Annotated in this window: 28 protein-coding genes and 2 pseudogenes; 16 read left to right on the top strand and 14 right to left on the bottom strand. The window is 69.1% G+C overall.

Annotated elements, in window-relative coordinates; translation table 11 throughout:
* Nucleotides 1-162: 162 nt before the first annotated feature.
* Complete coding sequence (locus tag Dfulv_RS16230) at nt 163-633, bottom strand: MarR family winged helix-turn-helix transcriptional regulator (protein ID WP_259863886.1); 471 nt, start codon at nt 631-633, stop codon at nt 163-165.
* 101 nt (nt 634-734) lie between these two features.
* Between Dfulv_RS16230 and Dfulv_RS16225 the strand changes: the two genes are divergently transcribed.
* On the top strand, nt 735-1,103 hold the full coding sequence (locus Dfulv_RS16225; protein WP_259863885.1) for an antibiotic biosynthesis monooxygenase family protein: 369 nt from the start codon (nt 735-737) through the stop codon (nt 1,101-1,103).
* Nucleotides 1,104-1,158: 55 nt separating this feature from the next.
* Here Dfulv_RS16225 and Dfulv_RS16220 read toward each other — a convergent pair whose 3' ends face one another.
* The 3 genes from Dfulv_RS16220 to Dfulv_RS16210 all read right to left on the bottom strand — a co-directional run bounded on the left by Dfulv_RS16220 (nt 1,159) and on the right by Dfulv_RS16210 (nt 4,059).
* Nucleotides 1,159-1,983 (bottom strand): hypothetical protein, encoded by an 825-nt coding sequence (locus Dfulv_RS16220; RefSeq protein ID WP_259863884.1) that lies wholly within the window; start codon nt 1,981-1,983, stop codon nt 1,159-1,161.
* Nucleotides 1,983-2,294, bottom strand: coding sequence for a PadR family transcriptional regulator (locus Dfulv_RS16215; protein WP_259863883.1), 312 nt, complete (start codon nt 2,292-2,294; stop codon nt 1,983-1,985). Before Dfulv_RS16215 ends, Dfulv_RS16220 begins: the two co-directional genes overlap by 1 nt.
* Before the next feature lie 1,288 nt (nt 2,295-3,582).
* Nucleotides 3,583-4,059, bottom strand: a complete 477-nt coding sequence (locus Dfulv_RS16210) for a nuclear transport factor 2 family protein (RefSeq protein ID WP_259863882.1) — start codon at nt 4,057-4,059, stop codon at nt 3,583-3,585.
* Nucleotides 4,060-4,129: 70 nt separating this feature from the next.
* On the opposite strand from Dfulv_RS16210, the gene Dfulv_RS16205 reads away from it, so the two are divergent.
* The 3 genes from Dfulv_RS16205 to Dfulv_RS16195 all read left to right on the top strand — a co-directional run bounded on the left by Dfulv_RS16205 (nt 4,130) and on the right by Dfulv_RS16195 (nt 6,322).
* A complete protein-coding gene (locus Dfulv_RS16205) occupies nt 4,130-4,666 on the top strand; it encodes a TetR/AcrR family transcriptional regulator (RefSeq protein WP_259863881.1) in 537 nt (178 codons plus the stop codon).
* Nucleotides 4,667-4,988: 322 nt separating this feature from the next.
* Complete coding sequence (locus Dfulv_RS16200) at nt 4,989-5,537, top strand: hypothetical protein (RefSeq protein WP_259863879.1); 549 nt, start codon at nt 4,989-4,991, stop codon at nt 5,535-5,537.
* Nucleotides 5,538-5,734: 197 nt separating this feature from the next.
* On the top strand, nt 5,735-6,322 hold the full coding sequence (locus Dfulv_RS16195; protein ID WP_259863878.1) for a dihydrofolate reductase family protein: 588 nt from the start codon (nt 5,735-5,737) through the stop codon (nt 6,320-6,322).
* Nucleotides 6,323-6,468: 146 nt separating this feature from the next.
* Here Dfulv_RS16195 and Dfulv_RS16190 read toward each other — a convergent pair whose 3' ends face one another.
* Together Dfulv_RS16190 and Dfulv_RS16185 are read right to left on the bottom strand one after the other, a co-directional pair.
* Complete coding sequence (locus tag Dfulv_RS16190; RefSeq protein WP_259863876.1) at nt 6,469-7,476, bottom strand: RNA polymerase subunit sigma-70; 1,008 nt, start codon at nt 7,474-7,476, stop codon at nt 6,469-6,471.
* 635 nt (nt 7,477-8,111) lie between these two features.
* A complete protein-coding gene (locus Dfulv_RS16185; RefSeq protein WP_259863875.1) occupies nt 8,112-9,635 on the bottom strand; it encodes an MFS transporter in 1,524 nt (507 codons plus the stop codon).
* A gap of 134 nt (nt 9,636-9,769) precedes the next feature.
* Here Dfulv_RS16185 and Dfulv_RS16180 point away from each other — a divergent pair, with 134 nt between their 5' ends.
* Nucleotides 9,770-10,378 (top strand): TetR/AcrR family transcriptional regulator, encoded by a 609-nt coding sequence (locus tag Dfulv_RS16180; protein ID WP_259863874.1) that lies wholly within the window; start codon nt 9,770-9,772, stop codon nt 10,376-10,378.
* A gap of 199 nt (nt 10,379-10,577) precedes the next feature.
* Here the strand turns inward: Dfulv_RS16180 and Dfulv_RS16175 are convergent, their stop codons facing one another.
* The gene (locus Dfulv_RS16175) at nt 10,578-11,252 is read right to left on the bottom strand and encodes an alpha/beta fold hydrolase (RefSeq protein ID WP_259863873.1); all 675 of its coding nucleotides are present in this window, start codon (nt 11,250-11,252) and stop codon (nt 10,578-10,580) included.
* Nucleotides 11,253-11,271: 19 nt separating this feature from the next.
* Complete coding sequence (locus tag Dfulv_RS16170; protein WP_259863871.1) at nt 11,272-12,342, bottom strand: YbfB/YjiJ family MFS transporter; 1,071 nt, start codon at nt 12,340-12,342, stop codon at nt 11,272-11,274.
* A 204-nt stretch (nt 12,343-12,546) separates the two neighbouring features.
* On the opposite strand from Dfulv_RS16170, the gene Dfulv_RS16165 reads away from it, so the two are divergent.
* The gene (locus Dfulv_RS16165) at nt 12,547-13,131 is read left to right on the top strand and encodes a TetR/AcrR family transcriptional regulator (protein ID WP_259863870.1); all 585 of its coding nucleotides are present in this window, start codon (nt 12,547-12,549) and stop codon (nt 13,129-13,131) included.
* Between the two features lie 84 nt (nt 13,132-13,215).
* Here Dfulv_RS16165 and Dfulv_RS16160 read toward each other — a convergent pair whose 3' ends face one another.
* From Dfulv_RS16160 to Dfulv_RS16150, 3 genes are all read right to left on the bottom strand, one after another.
* Complete coding sequence (locus Dfulv_RS16160) at nt 13,216-13,437, bottom strand: hypothetical protein (RefSeq protein ID WP_259863868.1); 222 nt, start codon at nt 13,435-13,437, stop codon at nt 13,216-13,218.
* Nucleotides 13,438-13,490: 53 nt separating this feature from the next.
* Nucleotides 13,491-14,033, bottom strand: a complete 543-nt coding sequence (locus Dfulv_RS16155) for a hypothetical protein (RefSeq protein WP_259863865.1) — start codon at nt 14,031-14,033, stop codon at nt 13,491-13,493.
* 108 nt (nt 14,034-14,141) lie between these two features.
* Nucleotides 14,142-14,804, bottom strand: coding sequence for an MFS transporter (locus tag Dfulv_RS16150; RefSeq protein WP_259863863.1), 663 nt, complete (start codon nt 14,802-14,804; stop codon nt 14,142-14,144).
* 341 nt (nt 14,805-15,145) lie between these two features.
* On the opposite strand from Dfulv_RS16150, the gene Dfulv_RS49065 reads away from it, so the two are divergent.
* Nucleotides 15,146-16,345 (top strand): IS701 family transposase, encoded by a 1,200-nt coding sequence (locus tag Dfulv_RS49065; protein ID WP_259863861.1) that lies wholly within the window; start codon nt 15,146-15,148, stop codon nt 16,343-16,345.
* 168 nt (nt 16,346-16,513) lie between these two features.
* On the opposite strand, the pseudogene Dfulv_RS49060 reads toward Dfulv_RS49065, so the two are convergent.
* Nucleotides 16,514-16,570, bottom strand: a pseudogene (locus Dfulv_RS49060) (hypothetical protein); the annotation flags it as partial.
* Between the two features lie 130 nt (nt 16,571-16,700).
* The gene (locus Dfulv_RS16135; protein ID WP_259863859.1) at nt 16,701-17,561 is read right to left on the bottom strand and encodes an aldo/keto reductase; all 861 of its coding nucleotides are present in this window, start codon (nt 17,559-17,561) and stop codon (nt 16,701-16,703) included.
* 261 nt (nt 17,562-17,822) lie between these two features.
* Here Dfulv_RS16135 and Dfulv_RS16130 point away from each other — a divergent pair, with 261 nt between their 5' ends.
* On the top strand, nt 17,823-18,002 hold the full coding sequence (locus Dfulv_RS16130; protein WP_259863858.1) for a hypothetical protein: 180 nt from the start codon (nt 17,823-17,825) through the stop codon (nt 18,000-18,002).
* A gap of 285 nt (nt 18,003-18,287) precedes the next feature.
* Here the strand turns inward: Dfulv_RS16130 and Dfulv_RS16125 are convergent, their stop codons facing one another.
* Complete coding sequence (locus Dfulv_RS16125; protein WP_259863857.1) at nt 18,288-18,671, bottom strand: hypothetical protein; 384 nt, start codon at nt 18,669-18,671, stop codon at nt 18,288-18,290.
* A 22-nt stretch (nt 18,672-18,693) separates the two neighbouring features.
* On the opposite strand from Dfulv_RS16125, the gene Dfulv_RS16120 reads away from it, so the two are divergent.
* The 8 genes and pseudogenes from Dfulv_RS16120 (at nt 18,694) to Dfulv_RS16085 (ending at nt 23,775) form a co-directional block, all read left to right on the top strand.
* On the top strand, nt 18,694-18,891 hold the full coding sequence (locus Dfulv_RS16120; RefSeq protein WP_259863856.1) for a hypothetical protein: 198 nt from the start codon (nt 18,694-18,696) through the stop codon (nt 18,889-18,891).
* Between the two features lie 61 nt (nt 18,892-18,952).
* The gene (locus Dfulv_RS16115) at nt 18,953-19,087 is read left to right on the top strand and encodes a hypothetical protein (RefSeq protein ID WP_259863854.1); all 135 of its coding nucleotides are present in this window, start codon (nt 18,953-18,955) and stop codon (nt 19,085-19,087) included.
* A 504-nt stretch (nt 19,088-19,591) separates the two neighbouring features.
* Nucleotides 19,592-20,443, top strand: a complete 852-nt coding sequence (locus Dfulv_RS16110) for a class I SAM-dependent methyltransferase (protein WP_259863853.1) — start codon at nt 19,592-19,594, stop codon at nt 20,441-20,443.
* Nucleotides 20,444-20,471: 28 nt separating this feature from the next.
* Nucleotides 20,472-21,107 (top strand): annotated as a pseudogene (locus tag Dfulv_RS16105) (transposase family protein); the annotation flags it as partial.
* A gap of 143 nt (nt 21,108-21,250) precedes the next feature.
* Nucleotides 21,251-21,550 carry a hypothetical protein gene (locus Dfulv_RS16100; protein WP_259863852.1) on the top strand — a complete coding sequence of 100 codons (300 nt, stop codon included), beginning with the start codon at nt 21,251-21,253 and terminating at the stop codon, nt 21,548-21,550.
* Between the two features lie 586 nt (nt 21,551-22,136).
* On the top strand, nt 22,137-22,913 hold the full coding sequence (locus Dfulv_RS16095) for an AfsR/SARP family transcriptional regulator (protein WP_259863851.1): 777 nt from the start codon (nt 22,137-22,139) through the stop codon (nt 22,911-22,913).
* Nucleotides 22,914-23,032: 119 nt separating this feature from the next.
* Nucleotides 23,033-23,602, top strand: a complete 570-nt coding sequence (locus Dfulv_RS16090) for an ABC transporter ATP-binding protein (protein ID WP_259867702.1) — start codon at nt 23,033-23,035, stop codon at nt 23,600-23,602.
* A 5-nt stretch (nt 23,603-23,607) separates the two neighbouring features.
* A complete protein-coding gene (locus tag Dfulv_RS16085) occupies nt 23,608-23,775 on the top strand; it encodes a hypothetical protein (RefSeq protein ID WP_259863850.1) in 168 nt (55 codons plus the stop codon).
* The last annotated feature ends 65 nt before the right edge of the window (nt 23,776-23,840 follow it).

The following is a 23,840-nucleotide window of genomic DNA, read 5'->3' as shown; positions in this document are numbered from 1 at the left end:
GCAGGTGCGGGGAGCCCGGCCATCGATGAGGGCGAGGCTCCGGGTAAGACAGCAGTCGACCAGGATTCGATGCCCCGACCAGGAGCCTCGCCTGTGCTGTGTTACCCCTCCACGGACCGACCCTTCACGAATGTTTTTCGGCTTACGGCTCCCTTGATCAGGTCATGTCGAAGCCCGTTCGCCATTCAGCTCGAGCTTCTTCCGCAGCTCCGCGACGACGCGGCGAGTCGTGTCGATGTCCTCGATCGCCAGGTCCTCGGAAAGGCCGTTCGCCCACGGCACTTGCAGACGGCTGGCCTCGTCGTACGTCCGGCGCCCCTTATCGGTCAGCACGACGAGTGACGCGCGGCGGTGATGCGGGTTCTCCTCGAGTGTCACGAACCCCATCTTCTGCAAGTCGTTCACGATTCGCTGCACATTCTGGCGATTTCCGCCCATGTCGCGGGCGAGCCACGCAACGGGCTGGGCGTGTTCGGCGTCGATGATGGCTCGGAGGACCTGCCAGCGGGTGCTCGTCAGCCCGAGCTGCGCCACCATCCGGTCGCCTGCCGTCACGAGGAGGCCGTTCAGCCTGAGTACGTCGATAATGAGGTCGGTCAAGGCGTCAGCGGCCCGCGTGCGCTTGGTCGTCATCTGTCACCATACTGTTGTATTGACATCACAATGTCAAACTCCTAGGCTCCATGGCACCACGTTGACATCATACAACCAACGTGGCCTGAAGGGAGCCTGTCATGCCGGTACTTCGCCCCCTCGACCCCGCGTTTCCGATCGACCGACAGCTCGCGGTGGATGCCACGCCCGTCGTACTCGTAAACCTGGTCACGCTGGACAAAGCCGATGAGCCACGTTTCCTCGAGGCATGGCAGAACGACGCGGCCTTCATGAAGCGGCAACCGGGGTTCATCTCGACTCAGCTTCACCGCGCCATCGGGGACAGTTCGACCTATGTGAACTACTCAGTTTGGGAGTCGACGGCCCAGTACCGCACCGCCTTCACGCATCCAGAGTTCAAGGCCGGCCTCGCCGCGTATCCGTCCTCCGTGGTCGCCACTCCGCACCTCTTTCAGAAGGTCGCGGTGCCAGGCATCTGTGTTGCCTAGGGGACAGCGGAGCTCATGACCTCACGGAAGCTGGTCGCTGCAGCCTGTCGCCTTCCTACGCTGCCGTCCGTTGTGCCCTGTTGGTGGGAGCGGGCGTGCCCTGGGTGACCGTTGCCCGGAAACAGAACGTCAGGAGGAATGAGAGGCAGAAGGTGTAGAGCACCGGATACCAGATCAGGACATCGAACAGGACTGGTACAAACGCTGTTCCGCTTTCTTCGCTCCATCCGCGGTACGGCAGCATGCTGGCCCAGTACGCCAGCCATGGGTTGCCCGTCGGCTCGGCGCCATTTATCAGCACCAGCATCGTCGTCGCGAGCTGGGGCAGTGTGAAGGCCCCGATCACTGCGGCGGTCAGCGCGGCTGTGCGTCGGTTGCGGCGAACCAGGGCGACCACCAGTGCCGCCAGTCCGGCCATGGCCGCAACGAACGCCGCCGTGCTCGCGACCTCCGCTATGCGATCGATCCGCCCGACCAGCAACTGGACCAGGTGGGGCGAGGTGAAGAGCGCCAGCGCGGCGCCGATGACCACGGCCGCCGAGCCGAATCCGCCTCCCCTTCTGGCGCACAGCACGCCGGCGGCGAGCCCGACGGGGACAATGGCCGACGGCACCGTGCTGAACCCCAGCAGCGGCACTGCCAGGCACGCCAGTACGGCGACGGAGGCGACCGTCAGCCGTCGGGGGGTGCGCCGTAGCGCATCGGGTAGGTCAGCAGTCACCATCTTCTCCGCTCGATCGGTCAGCGCGGACCAGGCCACGTCGGTGAGGTCGCGCACCGGGGTGCGCGACTGTTCCAGCAGCGCGGCGATCTCCTCGCCGTAGCGCTTGCGTACTGCTGGGGGGTACAGCGCGAGCACAGCCGCGTGCAGCCGGCGCATCAAGTCACCGCCAGGCGACGCAGGCCCACTGCGGCCACCGACCTGGTGCGCTCCAGTTCCGCCTGTAGCATCCGCCTTCCCACAGGAGTGAGCTGATAGGGCTTGCGTCTGTCCTGGGCTGCCAGGGCCTCGATGAGCCCACGCTCTTCCAGGCGCTTGATCGCCCCGTACAACGTGCCCGGTCCGGGGCGGTCGCTGGTAAGCATGCCGATGTCCTCCTGGATGGCATAGCCGTGCTTCGGGCCGTCTGCCAGGCTGACCAGGACAAGCAGCCCAGGCTCGGAGAACCTGCCCAGCTCGGAAAGGCTCACGGGAATCACCTCCTACTACGCAGGACGTAGTATCGCCGGGCGTAGTAGCGGCGTCAAGCTATCGAGGAGGGTTCCACGCCCACTCCTGCGCATGTCGGGCCACGGTGCGGACAGAGCGCGACGGCTCAGACCTCCTTGCAGCATGTACAGCAACCACGTCGCCGGGCGCTTCGGCGACTGCCGCGTGGCCCCGGGCCATCGTCTGCCAAGGGTGCGGTGTCCGCTCAATATCACCCGGGAACCCCAGGCGCAGCAGCAGACCTGCTTCGCCGCCACCGCCAGTTGGCGGACCACTCGGTTGACTACGTGCCACGACACTTCGCGCTTCGACCACCACGTTTCCCAAAGCGCGAGCCGCTCCTGCTGAGTCCACCTCTGCCTGGTGAGCCGTAAGCGGTCGGACACGACGGCCTCACCACTGCGAGCGTCAACCGAGATGCCGTCGACCTCGTAGCCGAGCTTGCGGGACACTCGCTGTGAGGCATGGTTGCAGCGATGCGACATCCCGGCCGCGCCAGAAGCTGTCGCGGACATACGGGACCTGCCGCTCAACGTGGGGCTTGTCCTTCGGTTTGGCCCGGCGGGCCGGGTCGATCAGCACCCCATCGTGCGCGGCCATCTCCGCATGTCAACGGCGGATTAGAACCGTCGTTGACACCTCCGCCCGGCCGGCATCGCGGGTTGGGCGGCCACCGCGATGCTGTTCAGCGGCGTGATCCTCATGTCGAGCACCGGCACGCCCGAACCCAACTTCGACGCACCGGCCGCAGAGATCCAGCGGGTACCTGGAGACCCAGTCCGCCACGGCCTTGGCCGCGGGTGGCTTCCTGCTCGTCTTGGGCCTGTGCGCGTTGTTGTGGTTCGTCTGCGGCCTTTCCGCCGCGCTGCGCCGGTCCGGCGCACGCCCCGAATGGCTCCCAACGGTCGTGGTGGTGTCGGGCACCGCCGCTGTCGCCGCCCTCCTGTTCGGTGCACCGCAGGCCGCCGGGTTCCGCGGCGGCGACGGGCTGGATACCCAGGTCGCCCAGTTCGCGTTCGACCTCGGCTACGTCACGTTCGCCAACATGTGGGTGGCCCTCGACAGCCTCAGTCTCGCCAGTGGGTGGGCCATCCTCGCCGGCCGGGGAGAGCCCGCGCGGCCCGGCTGGCCCGCCTGGCTCGGCTGGCTCGGCTGGCTCGGCTGGCTCGGCTGGTGGGCGCTACACCCGGATGCTGCGTACTCGGCGCTGATTCCTACGGCCGTAACCGGCTGGTCAGGGGCGCGACAACGACATCATCACCGCGTCCACTACGACCGGGCAAGAGGCGCAGTAAGCGCGGCGGCCAGGGCGGGCAGGCGGCCGAAAGCACGGGCGCCAGCTACGTGGTCAACGTAGTCGCGGGACTCGACGATCTCTCCGTCCCGGACCCGGACCACAAAGATGCAGGGCAGCGTGAAGGCGCGGCCGTCAATCACGCCGGCGTACCGGAATTCGAAGATGACCACCTCAGGATCCGGTGTCGGATACACGTGGTCGTCAACGACGTCGTAGCGTTCCACGCCGGCCGGGCGGCCACCGGCGCCGAAATGCTCTCGCACCCTGGCCCGGCTGCTCAGCGGGGTGTCGCCGACCGGGTTGAACGGATGGCGCACGTCGGTGCGCTCGGCGTAACAGGCTGCCAGTTCATCGATCTGCGCCGCTTCCTCGGCGACGGTGAGCCCGCCGCGCATGAGGCGACAGACGCCGGCGGCCACGGCGCGGACGGTTTCCTCGGGCGTGCGCATGGCACTCCTCCTAACGAAGTCGAGACTCCGGTTAGAGTACCGAAGTCTAGACTTCGGTTAAAGTGGTCGCATGCGCCAGGATGCTCGGGAGAACCGCGAGCGCATCCTCTCCGCGGCCGACCACGTCTTCGGCACACGCGGCGAGGCCGGCTCCACCGAGGAGGTGGCGCGGCTGGCCGGCGTGGGCATCGCGACCGTGTTCCGGCACTTCCCGACCAAGGAAGCGCTGATCGAGGCCGCGCTGGTGCGGCATTACACCGGCCTGCTCGACCGAACCCGGGCAGCGGCCGCCGCGCCCGATCCGACGGCGGCGCTGCCCGCGCTGATCCGCGAGATGATCGAGCGCGGCGCGAGCAAACTCACCCTGGCCTCAATGCTCGGCGATGCCCCACCGGCCGTCGTCACCGTGGCAGGCGAGGTGAAGGCAGCAGTCGACATGGCATTACGGCGTGCCCAAGCCGCCGGCGCAGTCCGGCCAGATGTCGACGTCGAAGAGCTCTACCTGCTAATTCGCGGTTTAGCCCAAACCACCGCGGCCACACCGGTCCCAGCACAGATGCTCACACGCGCCATCGACGTCATCCTGGACGGCCTCTCCACCCGGTAGTGCTGGCCTGCACCTCGATCCAGTCACGGACCCCAGCAGCGTGGTCGAGATCGGCGGACGGATCGAGAGCTGCACGGCGGCGCGCTAGGGCAGCAGCAGGCCCGATCACAGTCAACCAACCGCTCAGCTCCAACTCGCTCCGTCACACCGCTGAGGGAATCAGCGCAACACGCACTGCCCAACTCCAACTCACTTGCCCGTTCCAAACGGAGTGGGCGCCGCGGTGGCGCAGCCACCCGCAGTCCGGTGCCGACGCGCTGCAGCTGGAATACACCGCGATCGCTTATGTATGGCCGAACACCGTGCAAGGTAGCGTGAGCCGATGCCGATCTTGGGCTGGCGGATGCATTTCACTCGCCGACAGATACAGATGCCGCGGTCCGCCCGACCGCTGATGGCAAGCCTCCGGCCGGCCGATGTACCAGCCTGGCTGGAAAAGGAGGGCATCGACGACGGCATGCCCTGCCTGATCGGTCCCGACGGTACGTACGACGTGGAGCTCAACAGGTATTTCCTGGAACGCCCGGCGCCGGAGAATACGCACGCCGCCGTCGCGTACGACCTGGCGAACTTTCTCACGTTCCTGTGGTCGCATCGGGAACCGCTGGGCACTCGCGGATGGCGCGACGCCGCACCCGAGGATCGGGCTGCTTACCAGCGGTGGCGCCGCAGCGACGAACACGGACCCGGTGTGAAGGGCTCGACGTGGCGCGGGAAGTCGCCACGGTCAACGGGTTCTACCGGTGGGCGGTCGGACGCGGCTTCGTCGAGCACAACCCGATCGTGCAGCGTCCGGCGCGGGGACGGCTCGGTCATCCGCGCGGCGATCGAAGGAGCACCCGGCGGAGGCGCCGCACGACGGTCATCGTGATGATCTAGCTTGGCTGCCGCCACTGACCTATCGGCGCTGGCGTGACGTCGGCGTCCGGTGGGTGCTGCTCGAGCCCAGCCGAGTACGCCGTGCCGAGTCCGGAACGCGAGGACTACCTGCGGACGCAGCTCGCGCACCGATTAGGTTTCCGCGCCGCGCCCGTCTGTACGTATAAGTTCGACTCACGAGAGGCTGGCATGATGCGGAAACTGACCTTCGGCATGAATGTGACCCTGGACGGCTACATCGCCGCGCCCGGCGACGACCTCGGCTGGAGTGGCGGTGAGGGACCGGACTCGTCGCCGAGTGACGAGCTGTTCCAGTGGTGGTCCGACCGGGTGGGGGCGACGGGCCTGGCGCTGTATGGGCGCAAGCTGTGGGAGGCGATGAGTTCCCACTGGCCGACCGCCGACCAGCAGCCCGGCGCCACCCCGGCGGAGATCGAGTACGCCCGCCGCTGGCGGGACATGCCGAAGGTGGTGTTGTCCTCGACGACCAGCACGGTCGACTGGAACACCCGCCTGGTCACCGGCGACGCGGTCACCGAGATCACCCGGCTCAAGACAGAGGACGCCGGCCCGATGGACATCGGCGGCGCGACGCTCGCCGGGGCGGCCATGCGGGCCGGGCTGATCGACGAGTACATGCTGGTCACCGTGCCGGTCCTGGTGGGCGGCGGCACGCCGTTCTTCACCGCGCTGGACAGCTGGGTGAACCTGAACCTCGTGGAGACGCGGACATTTCCCGGCGGCGTCGTGCTGACCCGATACGAGACGAGGCGATGAGCACGGGCCAGTTGCTCGGTTCGTGAGGCCGGGTCGAAATCCTTCCTGACGTTCTTCGGGCATCAAGATGCCCCGCCGGCAACGCCGGCGGGGCGGTGGTGTTCGCGTTGTCGCGTTGGTGTTCAGGACGATGGGGACTTGTCTGATCACAGTGTCGGGGGCAGGTCCAGCCATGGTTTGTCCGTGGCGTCGAATCCGGTGAGCTCGGCGATCTTCCCGTCGACGATGTGCAGGACCGCGATGGCGAACAGCCGGTACTCCGGGTCGTCGGGGGTGCGGAGGTACAGCACGGCGGCGGGCATGCGGTTGACCGTCGTGGTGATACAGCGCCAGTCGTCGTGGCCGGGCTGGAAGAGCCCACCGGAGACCCAGCCGTCCACCGCGTCCTTGGCCGTGATGACCGAGGTGCCCGCCTCGGGCAGCATCACGAAGCGCAGGTCGTCGCGCAGCAGGGACATCAGCCCGTCGAGGTCGTTGCGCTCATGGGCGTCGATGTACGACTTCACCACGCCGCGCTCGTCATTCGACAGCTCGTGGGCGGCGGGGCTCCGCCAGTCGAGGCGGCGGTCGGGCAGTTGCTCGCGCATCGTCACGCGCGCCCGCTGCAGCGCGCTGGTCACCGATGCGACGGTCAGCTCGAGGGCGTCGGCGGCCTTCGACGCCGGCCAGCCGACGACGTCGCGCAGGATGAACACCGCCCGCTGCCGCGGCGGCAGGTGCTGGACGGCGACGATGAACGCCAGCTCGATCGTCTCCCGCGCCACCACCGATTCCTGCGGGTCCTCGGGGAGCATCCGGTCGGGGTACGGCTGCAGGTACAGCACCTCGGAGCCGACGTCCGCCAGCTCGGACGGCACGGGCGTGCGGTCGTTGCGCTTCTCCAGGAAGTCGAGGCAGGCGTTCGTCGCGATCCGGTACAACCAGGTCCGCAGGGCCGCGTGGCCCTTGAACGACGCCCGCTTGTTCCACGCTCGCAGGAACGTCTCCTGCGTCATGTCCTGGGCGTCCTCGTAGTTCGCGAGCATCCGGTAGCAGTGCACCTGCAGCTCACGCCGGTGGCGCTCCGTGATGAGCGCAAACCGCGCCGTGTCGTCTGAGCGGACCGCCGCGATGAACGCGGCCTCGTCGGCGCCCAGCAGTCTGGCGTCGGTCATGGTCATCAATCCTTCCACCGGTGCGAGAGGCTAACAGAACTGACGACGTGACGGAGGATTTTTGATCGGTAAAGCCGCTGACACCGGGCCGTTCGCCAGGCCGGACGGGTCGGGTCGATCCATCCGGGACGTGCTCCGGGTCGGGCACACCCTCGATGTCGAGGTGGGGCCAGCACGGCTAAGCGTTGTTTTTCGGCCCCTGCTACTCAGCCCCCGACAAGCTAAGCTGCGAACGCTGAACACTATAAAAACGCCACATAAGCTCGCGCTCAACGTGGAGTTGTATCGCCGGCTGAGCCTGACTGACCCCGGCACCCACCTTCCGGGCCTCCTGTCGGGCCTCGCCAACCTCGGCCTCCGGCTGCCCCGCCTGGACCGCGCCGAGGAGGCGGCGCCGCTACCGCGGAAGCTGTCGAGATCGTTTCCTCGGTGGACGACTTCCACGCCGCCAACCATCTCGGTGGTGTCGCCGAGTCCTTGACCTGGCTCGGCTGGTACCTCGGCGGCAGCGCCACCGCCGCGAAGGGCACGCCGCCACCGAGGCGGCCGCCGTCTTCCGCCGACGGCTGGCCACCGGCTGAGGTTGGTCTGGGTCGACGCGGCGACTGCGAACTCGCGCGACAGCGGTGGATGCGCTACCTGCCATCGACTTTGGAAGCGGTCAGCTCGGGCGGGTCCGCGGTCGTGGGGGTGGCCTCGGTCGTCGGCGCGGGTGGGTTGTGGGTCCGGGAGCCGATTGCCAGGAGCACGGTGAGCAGGGCCAGGACCGCGATGCCGGTGCTGGTCAGGAAGCCGCTGCGCATACCGTCTGCGATGGTCTCGGCGGCGGGTGCGGTGCCCGGGGTCTGTGCGGTGCCGTTGAGCACCGAGGCGTAGACGGTGGACAAGATGGCCACGCCGAGCGTGGCGCCGGACATCATGAGCGCCTGGAGCAGCCCGGCCGCGGCGCCGGAGTCCTGGGGCGCCACGGTGGACATGAGGGTGACGTTGAGCGGGACGGTCACGAGACCGAGGCCCGCGCCGGCGAGTAGCAGCGGTCCGAATACGCCGGTGAAGTATCCGGTGGTGGCCGAGATCTGGGTCAGCCAGCCGGTGGCGGCCAGCAGCAGGACGACACCGGCGGCGGCCGTGGCCTTGGCGCCGAACCGGCCCAGCACCTTGGCCGCGGCCGTGGCGGTGAGCAGCATGCCGGCCGCCATCGGCAGGAAGGCGAGGCCGGCCTGCAGCGGGTTGAAGCCGGACACCTCCTGCAGGAACTGGATGAGGAGGAACTGCATGCTCAGGGTCACCATCGGGATCAGCAGCAGGCTCAGGTACGCACCGGCCCGGGATCTGTCGGCGAACAGGGCGAGGGGCATGATCGGTTGACTCGCCGCCCGCTCGACGAGGACGAACGCGACCAGCAACAGCACACCGGCGCCGAGGCCGCTCAGCGCGAGCCAGTCGCGCCAGCCGTGGTCGGCGGTGCGCACGAGGCCGTACACGACACCGACCGCGCCGGCCGCGGAGGTCACCGCTCCCAGCAGGTCGAACCGGCCGGGATGCCGCGGCGCTTCGGCGACGTATCGGGGTGTGCAGAGCACCACGAGCAGCCCGATCGGGACGTTGACGAGCAGGACCCAGCGCCAGGAGGTCAGGGTGACGAGGATCCCGCCGAGGATCAGGCCGAGGGTCATCGCCGATGCGGTCATCGAGGAGTAGATGCCCAGCGCCCTGGTCTGCGCCGGGCCCTGGAAGTTGGTGATCAGCAGGGCGAGGGTGCTCGGCCCGGCCGCCGCCGCGCCGATGCCCTGCAGCGCCCGCATGGCGACCAGCCACTCGCCGGTCTGGGCCAGGCCGCCGAGCAGGGACCCGACCGTGAACAGCGCGATGCCGGCGACGAACACCCGGCGCCGGCCGAGGATGTCCCCGGCCCGGCCGCCGAGCAGCAGCAGGCCGCCGAAGGCGAGCAGGAAGGCGTTGACCACCCAGGACAGGCCGGCGGTGGAAAAGCCGAGACCGTCTCGGATCACGGGCAGCGCGACGTTGATGATGGTGGCGTCGAGCATCAGCATGAGCTCGCAGGACACGAGGATCGTCAGGGTCAGGGCGGCGGCCCGGCCGCCCGCCGGTGCCGGTTCGGGCCCGGTGCCGGCTGGGCGGTGCGGTGCACTCGACACGGATCCTCCTGCTGGCATAGCGTGAAGACAGACAAAGAATAGTGAACGCTTGCGTCTACTATAGGGATGCCGGTCCCGAGATGACAAGCAACCCGACTCCGCGACGTGGACGGGTGCAGGGCAGGAAGGTGCCGATGACCGATCCACAGGACGACCCGGGCGACGGGAGCAGGACGCAGACCCGTCGACGCGGTGCGGATCTGCAGCGCGCCATCTTCGAAGCGGTCATCGAACAGCTCGGCACCGTCGGCTACGCCAGGCTCAGCATGGAGGGCGTCGCGGCGGCGGCCAACACCGGCAAGGCCGCCCTCTACCGTCGCTGGGACAACCGGGACGCACTGGTCCGCGACGCTCTGGGCAACCTGCTACCGCAACCGCCGGACCTGCCCGAGCACACCCCACTGCGGGACGGCCTGCTGACCCTGCTCCGCTACTTCGACTCGGCGCTGTTCGGCTCCAAAGGCGCCGCGTTCCAGGCCGTCGCCGCGGAGAGCGGCAGCGACGTGACCCTGCTACGGGAGCTGTTCCAAACCCGAGTCACCGACCCCTGCCAGGACCGCATCCTCGCCCTCCTGCACCGGCACACACCAGCCGCCCCCGACAAGGAACGCGACACAACCTTCGCCATGGCCGGACCCGCAATGCTCATGTACAACTGCATCAGCGGACAGCATCACAGCACCGACCAGCAGATCGAGTCCATCGTGGACAACCTGCTCCTACCCCTGGCCCGCACCAACTGACCAGACCAGGCCGGCCCGGCATTTCACAGGCGGCCTGCGGATGGCCTCCACCACGGTACGGACGCCGGCGGGCTGGCGATTCCGCGAGGTGCGGATCATACCCGCCTGGACACGCGAAAACTGATCGCTTTCCGGCCGGATGACGCCGCGGGGCGCAATCGATCGATCACGCCCCCGCGCGCAGGCCACGATCGGAGCGTCAGGAGGGTGCGGCGACGTCGAGGAGAATCTTCAGCAACTCCTGTGGCGTGTCGCGCATGAGGTTGTGGCCGCCGGCCAGCGCGTGCGTCGTCCAGGAGGGATCGTCGCGCAGCCGTCGGTAGACCGGGGTGAACGGGGACTGACCTTCCCACCCCGCGGCGTACAGGTAGTCGCGCCGACGGAGGTGTGCGAGGTCTCCGGCGAGTCGGAGCGGCTGGAGCAGTGAGGCGATCGGGTGGGGTGTGGCCCGCGTGTCGAAGAACGGCAGCGGTCGCACCCCGTAGCCGTTGTCCACCACATCGAGGTACCACTGCCGTTCCTGGTCGGACACGAGGCTCCAGCAGGAGTCGCCGTCTTTCGGGACCATGGCGTCCACGAACACCAGGGAGTCGACGCGTTCGGCCGCGCGGTCGGCGACCCCGGTGATCACCATGCCACCGTAGCTGTGGCCGACCAGCACGGCGTCGCGGATGTTCTCGGCGGCGAGCACGGCGGTGACGTCTTGGATGTGTGTTTCGAGGTTGACGCCACCGTGCAGGAGGTGGCTGCGTTCGCTGAGCCCGGTCAACGTCAGCGGGTGGACGGTGTGCCCGTGGGCGCGAAGGTCTTGGGTGACCCCCTCGAAGCACCAGCCGCCGTGGCACATCCCGGGAACGAGTACGAAATTCGCCATGATCCTCTCCTTGTCGTTGTCAGATGCTTGTGGTGGGCCGGGTGGTGTGGCGCCGCGAGGTGACCCGCGTACGGCCGGCGGCGACAGCGATCACGGCGGCGGTGGCGCACAGGATCGCGGTCCATGCCAGGGCGGCCCTGGTCGAGGTGTGGTCGGCGAGCGCACCGGCGAGCCACGGGCCGGCGGTCTGGCCGGCCGCGAACACGGTCGTGAAGACGGCGAGCGTGGGGGTCCAGTCGCCCGGTGCGGTACGGACCTTGATCAGGGCGGTGACGGCGGCGGGGACACTCATGAACGTGGCCCCGTACACCAGGCCGGAGACGAGGACGATCGCAGGCGCAGGCGATGCCAGCGCCAGGGCCGCTCCACCGCCCAGCACCGCGAGCAGGGTGGCGAGGGCGCGGGTGCCGGGCCATCCGGCGATCGGGCGGCTCCACAGCGCGGGTGCCGCCGCGACGGCCGAGCCGAGCACGGTCCAGGTGAGCATGACCTGGGTGCGGGAAGCGTGCTGGTCGGCGAGGTAGGCGGACAGAAACGTGATGTAGGTGATGTACCCGGCAGCGAACAGCAGATAGGCCACCGCCGGTATCCACAGCGGGCGCACGCGGGCCCGCCCGGCTGCGGTCTGCTGGTCGCCGGCCGTGTCCGCCGCGGTCCAGCTCGCCGCCGCAGCCAACGCGGCGGCGCCGGCCAGCAGGACCCACGCCAGGCGCCAGTGTTCGCCGAGCGCGGGGATGCTCAGGCCGCTGACGGCGATGCCAAGCCCGGTGCCGGCGAAGTACACGGTTATAGGCGCGGCCGATCCGGCAGCGGCGGCGATGTGCGAGGCGATCACGCCGCCCGAGATGAACACCACCGCGCCGGCTGCGCCGGCCAACGTTCGCGCGACCAGCAGCGCCAGGTAGTTGTCGCTTGCGGCGGTGGCCGCCAGGAAGACGGCCACCAGCGCCATGCTGACGCGGAAGGCGGTGCCGGCGCCCCAACGCCGGACCGCCATGGGCGTGGCGAGGGCGCCGAGCAGGTAGCCCAGGCCGTTGGCGGCGCTCATCGCGCCGGCCTCGGAAAGGCTCCAGTGCAGGTCGTCACGCATGGCCGGCAGGAGCAGTCCGTAGGCGAAGCGGGCCAGTCCGAGCGCCGAGGCGGTGCCCAGGGCCAGGCGGCAGGCACGCCACGTCACCCTTGGCGCGGCCGCGGGCAGCGTCCGCGTTGCTGGCACGTAAACCCCCTAGATCGAACCGATCGGTACGAACTCGAATGCTAGCAGAAGGACGAACCGATCGGTACGATCTATGCCATGCCCGTACCCAAGGGATCGACGATCGATCCGGAGCGCACCCGCGCGGCGATCCTCGCGGCGGCCACCCCGGTGCTGTACGAGCGGGGGCTCGACGGCATCGGCGTCGCCGAACTGTGCGCCGGCATCGGGGTGTCGAAGGAGACGCTCTACCGGCACTTCGGCACCAAGGACGGCCTCGTCGAAGCGGTGCTGGAGGCCCGCAGCGACCGGGTGATGCGATGGCTGTCCGATGCCGTAGCGGCCGCCGGGAGCGACCCACGAGAGCAGCTCTCGGCAGTGTTCGGCGCGCTTCAGCGCTGGTACGAGGAGCCGGCCTTCCGCGGCTGCGCGATGCTGAACGCGGCCGCCCAGCACCACGTCGACGCCGTACGCGCGATCACCGCACGCCACCTCGACCGCTACCTCGAACTCTTGACCGGCATCGCCAGCCGGGCAAAGGCGGCCGATCCCCACCTCCTGGCACGCCAACTGCTCATGCTCGCCGAGGGGGCAACCACCGTCGCCGCTCACTACGATCGGTCCGACGCCGGCGAACACGCGCGGAGGGCCGCGTTCGCCCTGCTGTCCGCGGCGGCCCGCTAGATCATCTAGCAGGCCGGGTGACCCGGCGGGGGTCTCCGGTCATCCGGGGAGCAGGTCGCAGCCGCGGGCGCCGGCCGGCACCTGTCAGCGGGAGATGCGGACGACGGCGCGATCGCCGCGCACCTCGCGGCGCTGCTGTCCACCTCGGAGCACGGCCTGGCGGACAAGGAGCCGCGCCAGCACATCCTGGACCAGCCGGCCCTGGCCGACGTCCTGGGGCGGGCGCCACTCGGCCTGCAGCCGGCCCGCATCCAGCTCTCCCACGACGAGCAGCCATGGCGGCGACTTCGATACCCGTTTCACCATGCTGACGAAGGACCGCCGAGTCCTCACCCGCTGCGGATGGGTGATGTACGGCTTCAGTGCAGGACGACCTTGAGCAAGATCATCACGACGCCGAACATCCCGGTGGCCGCTGCCGACGCCAGTCGCTCGGGGCCGGTGAGCTGACCGCGTCGACCCACGTCCCAGCCGGCCAGGCACAGTAGCAGCGTGCTGCACACCAACGCCCAGATCACCGCGACGTACAGGTCGATGCCCATCAGGCGCAGAACGACGAGGACGGCCACGGGCAGGGCGGAGGCGGTCACGATCTCCCATCCGGTGGTCAGCTGTTGCCCGACTTGGCGCCATGCCGGCCGATGGCCTTCGTGGATGCGCTCCGCCACCAGCCGGGCGTAGCGTTCGGCGCTCCAATAGACGATGAGTGTGACCGCTACCGCCACGACGAGGGCCGTCGCCGAGCCGGCATGGGAGGATGCCATGACGGCCGCGCTGACGATGACGCCGTAGATTCCGGCCGCCGTACTCTCCTTGGTGGCACCGGCCAAGCGGACGCGTCTTGCGATGGAGTGCCGGCGACGTCCAGCGGATGCCATTGCGCGTATCTTCAGATGTGCCAAGGCTTCTGATCCTTCGTACGGAAGACATCGTTGCGTGGTAGTCGGCTACCTGCCCCGTCCGGCCGCCAGCCACCTCACCCGCGCAGGCTGGTGGACGGTTCGACACCTCTACGCGGGTGACTCGGCGAGATCCGGCGCGGGCCGCGGGGCCGGCTTCGGCGCGGTGGTGAGGCCGAAGACGGCCAGCAGCAGCGCGGCGACCGTGTAGCCGATGCCGACGAAGAACGCGACCCGGTAGCCGTGCGTGATGTCGGCCGGGTTGTGGCCGGATCCGGCCACGACGCTGCCGAAGACCGCCACCAGCACCGCGAGCCCGAACGACGCGCCGAGGCGCTGCGACACGTTGAGCACACCGGAGGTGGCGCCGGCGATCCGCGGCGGCACGTCGCTCAGCGCGATCCGGGTGATCAGCGCGAACTGCAGGCCGATGCCGATGCCGAAGAGGGTCATCGGCCCGAACACGGCCGTCCAGTATCCACTGTGGTCGGCGATGCGGCTCAGCCAGATCGTGGCGATCGCGGTGCTCAGCGCGCCGGCGATCAGCACGGGCTTGACCCCGAAGCGGTCTGACAGCGGCTTGACCAGCTGCGAGAACGCGAAGATGCCGACGCCCCACGGCACGAACGCGAAGCCCGCCGCGAACGCGTCCATGCGCAGGATGTTCTGCAGGAACTGGGTGACGAAGAAGAAGATGCCGAAGATGGTGCCGCCGAGCAGCAACAGCAGCAGGTTGGCGCTGACCCGGTTGCGGTGGGTGAACAGCTGCAGCATCCGTGACTCAGCCCTCCGGCCGCCCGCGTCATCGCCATCGAGCGCCGATGGACACCCGATCTCCTGGGTGGAGGGCATCCCGCCCGTGGGTCTGGCTCGCTCCAAACACGTCGGGCCACGATTTGCGCGGTTGATCGAAATGAGGAGTAGCCCTGCCTCACCCGCGAGAACGAATGAATGAAACCGTGTTACAAGGCGTTTCCGATTCCCGATTATTGACTAACCTCACATCGATACAATTGAGAACTGTTCGACTTGCCCCGTGGCGGCGGGTTTAATGGCCCTAGACGCGCCTCACCCGGCGGGCGGGGTGTCCCAGCGGCGCGCGGGAGGTACGCGACGTGACCAGCTCGTATATGGAGGACATCGCGGGAGCCGTCTACGACGACGGTGTTCGCGAGGTCTGCAACACGCTGCTCGCCACGCTTCCGCGAGCCGATCATCGGACGCTCGGCGAGTTGTACGTCCGCGGCCTGTTGCACGCACCGGGACGGAAAACGATTCGCAATATCGCGAGCGTCGCGGCGCTGCCGGAAAGCTCGGCGGGCGAGCAACGGCTGCACCATTTCATCAGCAAGTCGACGTGGGACTGGCGGCCGGTGCGGGCCGCGCTGACCCGCTATCTGCACGACGCGGCCTCGGCCGGGGCGTGGGTCGTACAGCCGCGTATCGTGGAGAAATCCGGCGAGCACTCCGTCGGCGTGCGCAACAGCGTCGTGCCGTGCCTTGGCCGGACGGTGAACCATCAGCACGTGCTCGCCATCTGGCTGGTCGGCCCCGAGCTCGTGTGTCCGGTCAACTGGCGGCTGGTCCTGCCGCGCGACTGGCTCACCGACGACGGCCGCCGACGGAAGGTCGGCATCCCCGACCACGTCGACTGCGTCAGCCCTACCGAGTGTGCGATCAGCCTCGTCTCGGACACCGTCGCGACGATGGGCCGGTTGCGCCGGCCCGTCGTGATGGACGCCCGCGACGTCGACACCGCCGCGATGATCCCCAGGTTGACCCGCCGCCAGGTGCCCTACCTCCTGCGGCTGCGCGGCGGCACCCCGGTGGTGGCCGGCGACCCGGCGGTCGGCCGCTACGGCGGCCAGGCGATGCCGGCCCAGCGACTCGCCGAACTGGTGAAAGGGCTGCGACAGCCGGTTGGCGACAAGGGCGAGCGGCTCGCGTTGCGGTTACAGGTGACGCCGACGCTCAACCAGGCCGACGGCGGCGGGCAGGCGCGCCACGTCATGGTCGCCGAGTGGAACACCGCCGCGAGCACTTCGCCGCAGGTGTGGCTGACGAACATGACCGACGCCGACACTGATGCGCTGCTAGGGCTCAGCCGGTTAACCCAGCGGGTCGACGGTTCGTTCGCGGCCGTGTCGACGCGGGTGGGCGCGCTCGACTTCGAGGGTCGCACGTTCCAGGGCTGGCACCATCACAAGACACTGGTGTCGCTCGCTCATGCGATCGCCGAGCTGTCCCTGGAGGGCGAGGCATGCTTGCCGGCGCCCGCGGAACCGGCCCTGATCTGCACCGCCGGGACCCGGTAAGACGCTGGACGGTGGCTCACCGAGGCGCCCACCGTCCATCTCACCGCACCCGCTGCAGGACGCGGCGGTCGCTTTCAGCAGCGAGCCCGCGCGCTTGTCGTCCGGGCCCAGCACCATCAGCGCGGTGACGACAATGCCCTTGCTGCCGGAGAAGATCAGCTGAAGCGTGTCGCGCTGCCACAGCGCTCCTGTGGCCGCGTCCGCCGTGCCGCCCCACAGGTCCACGACGAGATCACCGTCGCGGACGCCGCGCCGAGTTCGTCGCGGTCGCGCAGGTTCCGCGCGAACTCCTCGCGGATCGGTTCGTAGCCGGGTGCGACGCGTCCGTGCACGGCCGGTGCCACGGCCATCCCCCTCAGATCCCTTCGGCCAGGACGGCGAGTTCGGCGTCGCCGAGCCGCACCTGCTGGGCGGCGACGTTCTCCTCCAGGTGCGCCACGGAACTGGTACCGGGGATCGGGGTGATCACCGGCGACCGGTGCAACAGCCACGCGAGCGCGACCTGGGCGGGGGTGGCGCCGACCTCCTTCGCGACCCGGGCGACTGGGCCGCCGGCCTTCTTCGCATGCTCGCCGACCGCAATCGGGAAGAACGGTATGAATACGATGCCGTTGCTCTCACAGTGGTCGACGACTGCCTCATGGTGGCGGGCACCGAGGTTGTACAGGTTCTGCACGGCCGTGATCGGCGCGATCGCCGACGCCTCCTCGATCTGCGCGACGTCGACCTCCGACAGGCCGATCGCGGCGATCTTGCCCTCGTCCTGCAGTTGCTTCAGCGCGCCGATCTGGTCCGCGAGCGGTACGGCCGGGTCGACACGGTGCAGCATGAACACGTCGATGCGCTCCAGCCGCAGCCGGCGCAGGCTCAGCTCCGCCTGCTGCCGCAGATATTCGGGCCGGCCGAGCGGGATCCACTCCTCCAGTGAGGGGCTGGGACGTGACACCCCGGCCTTCGTGATGATGACGAGGTCGTCGCGGTACGGGTGCAGCGCCTCGGCGATCAGCTCCTCGTTGGCGCCGAGGGAATAGGCGTCGGCGGTGTCGATCAGGTTGACACCGAGTTCGACGGCGCGCCGGAGGACGGCCACGGCGGCCGGCCGGTCGGCGGGGCCGCCCCAGATGTCACCGTCGGCGAGCCGCATGGCGCCGAAGCCGATCCTGTTCACGGTGAACTCACCGGCGATGTCGAATGTGGTGGGGTGCAGGTTGGTCATGTCGTCACCAGTCCTGATGGTTGTACGGGTGCGGGATCGGCGCCCGGGACCACGGACGCCGTATGGGCCAATGGTTGGCGGCGCGGTGAAATCGCGGCAACCCGGGCACGGCACTTCGTCAACCGTTACCGACTTTGTCAGATCCGGCATGACAAAGTCCGGCTGATCTGACAAGCATCGCCGTCAGGCCCCCGCCGCCCTCGCCGCGTGCCAAGAATGGTTCCGCCCGCCCGCGACACCTGTCGATATGGGGAGGAAACCATGGCCGACATCCCCGGTCGTCGTAAACGTGGAGTGGCCGCGCGCATGCCGGAACCCGTCGAGATCGCCGCGCACTGCGTGGTGTCGGAGGCATCGGTCAACGGAGGGGTCAAGCCTCGGCGGCGGCACACCGATAACGGCCCCGACGACGGCGTGGGCGGCGCTGCGGCTCGGGCCTGAACGGCCTGGTCGACCAGCGAAGGCGCTGGCCGACCGGCGGACCCTGGACAGCCCCGGCGACCACGGCACGACGACCGCGATTGAACTACTGGCGATCGAGCCCACCGGCCTGTGAGCCTGCGGCAGGCGGGCCCGGCTCCGGTTCCAGCTCCGTGCGGATGCCGAGCGCGTGCTGCGCGTGGCGGTGGGCGAGTCGTCGGCGGCGAGGCCCTCCTCGGCCAACTCACTCCTGGAGAACCTCGACGGACGGCACGAACGCAGGATTCGCCGGAACCCTCAAGGCCCCTACCGTCGACGCATGACCAGCCATTCAGTACCGCACGCCGTCCGGATCGCCGCGGCCTGCGCCGCCACGATCGCGTTGGCGGGCTGCACGCACACCTCCACCAACGCGAAAACCGGCGCGTCCGTTCCGGCGGCCGCACCGGCCCCGTCCGACTCGAACGACGCCGGCATCGGCGGAAACGGCAACATCGGCGGCACCGGCAACGGCGGCACCGGCAACGCCGCCAGCGGCAACGCCGCCAGCGGAAAGGGACATGACGGCCAGTCCAGCGCGACGACGACGTCGTCCTCGACCGGGCCACGAATCACCAAGTTCCAGGTCCGCACCAAGCCGTCTTGCCCGGTGGTCCCCACCTCGGACGCGCCGTACAGCAGCCCCGGCAAGGATGTCACCATCGAATGGTCTGTGACCGGTGCGAGTAAGGTGACCGTGTCGGTCGACGGCCCGGGTCTCTACGGCACGTACGATGCGAACGGCGAGCTCACGCTGGCATTCCCATGCGACAAGTCAAAGAGCACGACCACCCACACGTACCTGCTCACCGTGGTCGGCTACCCCAACCTCACCAAAAAGCTCACCGTCTCCGCACAATCCAACCCCTGATCGTCAGCTCCACCTCGCCGCGCAGGGAAAAGGGCCGGATCCGCCGTCCACTCCGCGGGCCGTGGAGAAGGTCCTCGCGGTCGTCCCGAAGCGGAACCCGCCCGACCGGGTGCTGTTCACCCTCGTCGCCCGCACCGGCGTGCGCGCCGAAGGCCCTCTGCGCGACGACCCCGACCCCGCCCTGGTCGCGCGCTGACCGCCGGGGTAGCAGGACGGTGAGCCGGTCGGGGGGGTGGATGCCTCTGGGGCGCCGGCTCTGCCGAACCTGGATGCTTCGCGCATGCCGCGCTATCAGGGCCTTTGCAAGGTAGGCATTTGACCGCTTTTGCGCTACGTCGGTAGGCACCGAGGACCCGCAGCGGCCGGCGGGGGTCTCTGGCGTTGGCGCGGAGCGCTCGGGCGATCGCGGCGACCGAGCGGGCACTGGCCAGCACAGCGGCGATCGCGACCGCGAGCAGGCTCGCGAGGGGGTGGACCACGCCGCGCGGATCGCGGGGAACGGGCACCAGGACCAACGTGCGCAGCAGCGCTGCGCTCGTCCTGCGCTTGACATGCCCTGTCTCGTCCAACTCTCGACCGGTGCGGGACTTTCCACGAGTCTGCGACCAGCGGCGGTCACATTCGATCGCGAGCGGAACGCGGTATAGCGGATGTCGGCAGCCCTGCCGCGATCCCCAGGACCGGTTGCACTGCTAGTCGCATGAGCGTGGAAAACAGTTTGCGCAGACGCGGGATCACCGTGATATTCGTCGCCATGGAAGAATCGACATGGAAGCTATTCGATCGCGTCGCCGCCGACTATGACCAGGTAACCCCATTCTTTGCCGAATATGGCGAAGCCATCATGGACGTCCTCGACCCTCCGGCTGGTTGCCGATTCCTTGATCTGGGTGCTGGACGTGGTGCGCTAACCGCGCCAGCCCTTGAGCGAGGCTGTGTCGTGACAGCCGTCGACGCGGCACCGGCGATGATCGAGCGGCTCGCCGCGGACTGTCCCGCAGCAGTCACACACGTCATGAACGCTCAAGCCCTGAGACTTCCTTCGGACTGCTTCGACCTCGTCGCCTCCTCGTTCGTCATCCACATCCTCGACGATCCGGCGGCTGGAGTTGCCGAAGCGTATCGCGTCTTGGTACCTGGCGGGCGGTTCGCGTTCACTGGTAGCAGCGCCCGTCAGAGCAACAGCCACCGCCCCGGTAAGAACCCGACCATCCAGACACCTTCACTCGGCGGCCTCCTGGACGCACTGTTCGAGGAGTTCGCCGCCTACCTGCACCCGAACGGAAGCATGGGTCAAGTGGTCGACGCCGCCGACTTACTGGAGGAGGCGGGCTTCGTGGACCTCCACAAGGACCGCGCCGAGGTCGCCATCGCGTTCCCGGACAACGCGATGCTATGGCGATGGGCGCTGAGCCACGGTTACCGAGCATTCATCGAGGATCTGCCGGAAGACCGCCGCCGCGAATTCCACCATCGTGTAATGGAGCTTCCCGCCGACGACCGCGTCCTGCGGCGTACAACAGGCATCTGGTCCGGCCGCAAACCCGGGTGAGTGTGCCGCGAGAGGCTCACGTCAAAGCCTGCCAACAAAGCCAGATCGAAGCGAAGCACCGAGTGATGACGGTCCTGACTCACTCAGCGTGCGCGAGCAGACCGTGCTGTTCGTCTCCACCCTGCTGCACGACGAACGACACCGCCGCGGCACCCGTACCGGCCGTCGCGCCCTGGGCTGCTTCAAGCAGGCGGTCCTGGTCATCCGCTGGTTCCTCGACGGCACCCGCGTCAAGCAGCTGGCCCACGACAACGCCATCGGCAAGTCCACCGCGTACGCCTACCTGCATGAGGGCATCACGGTCCTGGCCGCCCGCACCCCGCAACTGGAGCCGGCGCTGCTGGCGGCGAAGATGGCCGGCTACGGCCACATCAACATCGACGGCACCCTGATCGAGACCGACCGGTGCCGCACTCCCGGGCCTACCCCCGGGGTCGACCCGTGGTGGTCGGGCAAACACCACAACCATGGCGGCAACGTCCCGGTCATCACCGCCCCGGACGGCTGGCCGTTGTGGACCTCGCCGGTGCGTCCAGGCCGGGAGCACGACACCACGGCCGTACGTACCCACGAGGAGATCCTTCCGGTACTCGCAAAGGTCAGCGATGAGCTGCGAACGCTCGGGGACCTGGGCTACGAGGGCGAATCCGACGCCATCTCATCAAGGTCGCAGGCAATACGCTTCGTGACGTGGTTGATCGACCGACCGCCGTATGGCGGGCAGACGTGGCAAGAGATGCTGCCGACCTTGCCGCAGGTGTCATCGGGCCGGAGGAAGCGGTGTCAGCAAGGTTGTGGCCCGACGAGATGATCCGAGCGACCGATGCCGTCCTTGACGGGTTCGAAGCGGACGTCGCTGGCCTTGTCGACCACAGGTGGGAGGCAGCTACCGATGCGGAGGTACTCGAGGTCGTCGAGCGCACCGTTCGAGCTCTGAACGCGGTCAACAACCAATTCCACGGGGCCGCCTACGAGACAGACGAACGAGAGCTGCTCTGCGAGTACATCGATCGTGTACTGGGAGCGGCTGGCATCGAGGCCGACGAACTGGCCCGCCGCAACGGCCTCCTCACCGGCGACATTACCGGTCCATGGCGCGACTGGTAGTCAGGCTCGGTTCTCACGAACGAAGCGCTAGTACGGCAGCCGCCGTTTGAGATGTTGCTGGTCGGGCCGGGTGGATGCGGGGCGGCCACCGCGTGATCGTCGGGTTCGCGACCCGCTGCGAACTGGCCGCTGACGTGATCACCGCCGCGGTTGAGGCGGACGTCCCGGCCCGGTGGTGTTGCCGCGGACGAGGCCTACGGCAACACCACCGCCTTCTTCTACCGTTGCTGGACACCACGGTCGGCCGGCCTCGCCCGGACCAGGACGCCCGCTGCGCCCCCGCCGTCCGGGCCTCCCGCCCTCCTACGCCGCCGACCGGCCCGGCGCCGCGACCGGGGCCGGAACCGGGGTCGCGGTCGCGGGCTCCCAGCCGACGCAGGAGGGCGGGAGGTCCGGTGTCGTCACGGCCCCGTCCATCGGCAGCCGCGCCGTCGACCTGAGGGAATGACCCAGGACTGGCGATGACCATTGTCCGAAATGCCAGGGATAGGTGGAGGCTCTATTTTTTTAAGTCTTGACATAAGACGGAAATCAACGAAGGGTCGAGCCGCGGAGCGGGGCCCGGGAGATCGGCAGTGGCCTGCGCATGGCGCGGGACGGAGACGACCGGGTGGGTTACGTGGCGCTCTGCCTGCACATATTCATCGCCGGGGTGTTCGTGATCTCCGCGGGCGCGAAGGTGTGGGGCCGGGAGGCGTTCGCCGGATTTGTCGCCGCGGTGCATGACCTCGGCGGGGTGCCCGTCCGCTTCCGGGTGGTCGTCGCGGTCGGGACCATCGGGCTGGAGATCCTCGCCGCCGGACTGCAGCTGGCGCCCACCGCCCTGCGCAAGGCCCTCGCCGAGGCCGGCTGCGCGAGCCCGGCCGACGTCCTGGTCACCCGGGCCCCGGGCTACCTGCTGCGCGGGCCGGCGCTGCGGACCGACCTCGACGGCTTCGACCGGCTGGTGTCCGACGCCGCCGCCCGGGCGCCCCGGGACCCGGCGGGGGCGGTACGGCTGCTCACCGCCGCGCTGGCGCTGTGGCGCGGGCCCGCGTTCGCCGACGTCGCCGCGCCGGCGATCCGGGCCGCGGCGGCCCGCCTCGCCGACCGCCGGCTCGCCGCGGCCGAGGACCGGGCCGAGATCGAGCTCGTGCTGGGCCGGCACCGGGAGGCGCTCGACCAGCTCGGCTCGCTGCTGGACGAGCACCCCTTCCGCGACCGCCTACGGGAACTGCACATGCTGGCACTCATCCGAATGGAGCGGCCGATGGAGGCCATCGCCTCGTACGAGCGCTGCCGAACGATCCTCAGCCGCGAGCTCGGTGTCGAGCCCGGCGGCCGCCTGCGCCGCCTGGCCGCCTCGATCGGGTACCCGTCGTGACGCCGGCCACGGACGGGGCGGGCGTCGTCCTCAGCGACGTGGTGAAGACCTTCCCCCTCGGCGACGGGGAGCGCCTCGCCGCCGTCGGCGGGGTGAGCCTCACCCTGGAGCCGGGCAGCCTGACGGCGCTCACCGGGCCGTCGGGCTCCGGCAAGTCGACGCTGCTGCACCTGATCGGGGCGATCGAGCGGGCCGACTCGGGCTCGATCGCGGTCGACGGCCGGGAGCTGACCTCCGCGAGCCGCTCCCAGCTGGCCGCCTACCGGCGCGGGATCGGCTTCGTCTTCCAGCGCTTCCACCTGCTGCCGGCCCTGACCGCGCTGGACAACGTGCTCGTGCCGGTGCTGCCCTACCGCAACCTGGACTTCGACCGCACCGAACGGGCCCGCGAGCTGCTCGACGCGGTCGGGCTCGCCGGCCGGGAGAGCGCGCTGCCGTCGCGGCTGTCCGGCGGGCAGCAGCAGCGGGTGGCTATCGCCCGCGCGCTCATCAACCGCCCGCGCCTGCTGCTGGCCGACGAGCCCACCGGCAACCTCGACTCGCACACCGGCCGCGCGATCCTCGACCTGCTGCTCGGCCTGCGCGAGCGGCACCACGTCACGATCGTGCTGAGCACGCACGACGCCGCCATCGCGGCCCAGTGCGAGCGGGTGGTCGACCTGCTCGACGGCCGGCTGGCGGCCCGGTGACGGCGGTGGCGTGGGGGATCGCGGCGGCCGCTCTCGTGGTCGGGGCCCTGTCGGCGGTACGCCAGCCGCTGCTCGTCGTCACCGTCGCACGCCGGTACGCCGTAGTTGTACCAGCAGTAGTAGGCGTGCGCCGTCTTCTTCGACACCAGCGCGCCGAGCATCCGGTCGCCTGAGCTTGTTGACCATGAAGGTTCCCTCCGCTGTCCACCGGCCGAGTGCCGGTGGTTGGTCGGGGTCT

Source organism: Dactylosporangium fulvum, from assembly GCF_025137375.1.
In the GTDB taxonomy this organism is placed as follows: domain Bacteria; phylum Actinomycetota; class Actinomycetes; order Mycobacteriales; family Micromonosporaceae; genus Dactylosporangium; species Dactylosporangium fulvum.
The sequence above is the reverse complement of the archived record's forward strand: the minus strand, read 5'-3'. Positions and strand labels throughout refer to the sequence as shown.